1 protein-coding gene is annotated in these 1401 nt (G+C 67.0%); it reads right to left on the reverse strand.

Annotation, left to right across the window (positions count from 1 at the left end; all coding sequences use genetic code 11):
• Positions 1–163 precede the first annotated feature (163 nt).
• On the reverse strand, positions 164–1348 hold the full coding sequence (locus tag ABZ624_RS43095; RefSeq protein ID WP_360101244.1) for an IS701 family transposase: 1185 nt from the start codon (positions 1346–1348) through the stop codon (positions 164–166).
• Between the last annotated feature and the right edge of the window lie 53 nt (positions 1349–1401).

Raw genomic sequence — 1401 nt, forward strand, 5'->3', positions numbered from 1 at the left:
TAGTACTGCAACGGTGCTTGCCGTGACTGATGGCTAGGTCAGGGACTGTGTCCGCGTCGTTTGTAGTGACTGATGCGGGCCTGGTGCTGTCGCCGTCGGCGCCAGGTCGACCAGTGCAGGATGTGCTCGACGGGTGTGGGCCGGCGGTCGGTTAGGCGGGTGATCAGCCGTCGTATCTCGGCGAGGCTGAGGTGGATGAGCTGGGAGGATCCGTTTCTGCTTTTCCGGCATCCAGCTCGCGGGCTCGCAGGACGGTCAGGCAGGCGTGGGCGGCCATGGCGAGGGTCATGTGTCGGTGCCAGCCGGGGTAGCGGCGGACCTGGTAGTCGTCCAAGCCGCATTCCTGCTTGGCGCTCTGGAAGCATTCCTCGATGGCCCATCGGCTGCCCGCGACGTGGATCAGGTCGTCAAGTGTGGTCTCGGCGGGGCAGTAGGCGATGTAGTAGGAGATCTCCGCGGGGCGGGCGACGCTGCTGCGGGCGATCACCCAGTGGCGGCGGTCGGGCCGGTGCCAGGGCCGCACCTCGACGCGGGCCCAGTCGTAGATCCGCAGGCCGTGAGCCCCGGTGCCGCAGGAACGGCGCTTCCATTTCTGCCGTGGCAGGCCATTGAACAGGTCGTGGACAGGATGGTCGATCGCCCAGCCGGTGACCACGGTGTCGTGCCGGGTGGTGGCCATGACGTGGAAGACGTCCGCCCGCTCCAGCTCGGACCGCCAGCCTTTGCTGAAACCGTAGGCTGCATCCGCGGTCACCCAGCGAAACGGGATCTTGTCCGCGATGGCCCGGCGGACCATCGCCTTCGCCATGGACACCTTGGTCTCGAAGCCGACCTCGTCGTCGATACCGGCCCGGCGGCACCTGTCGCGGTCATCGGTCCAGGAGGTGGGCAGATACAGACGCCGGTCGATCAGTGTCCGCCCACGGCCGGTGGCATAGGCGAGGAACACGCCGACCTGGCAGTTCTCCGTCCGCCCGGCGGTGCCGGAGTACTGCCGCTGCACCCCGGCCGACCGCATCCCCTTCTTCAAAAAGCCCGTGTCGTCCACGACCAGGACGGCGTCCCGGTCGCCGAGGTTGTCGACCACGTACTGGCGCACGTCGTCGAGCACCTCATCGGCGTCCCACTCGATCCGGTTCAGCATCCGGTGGATGCGGTCCGGGCCCGCATGGCCGGCTTCCTCCGCCAACGTCCAGCCGTTCTTCCGCTGCAGCGGAGCGATCAGGCCCCGCATATAAGCAAGTGCCGACTCCCGCGGCTCCGACCTGCTGAAACGGTGCACGAACCGCCCATGCACAGCTTCCAGTTCACCCGCCCACAACCTGACATCAGCAAGGTCCCCACCCACAACCACACCAACGACCGACCTGGCCACCAGTCACAGCAAGCACCGTTGCAGTA

The organism is Streptomyces sp. NPDC007205, assembly GCF_040634095.1.
Lineage (GTDB): Bacteria > Actinomycetota > Actinomycetes > Streptomycetales > Streptomycetaceae > Streptomyces.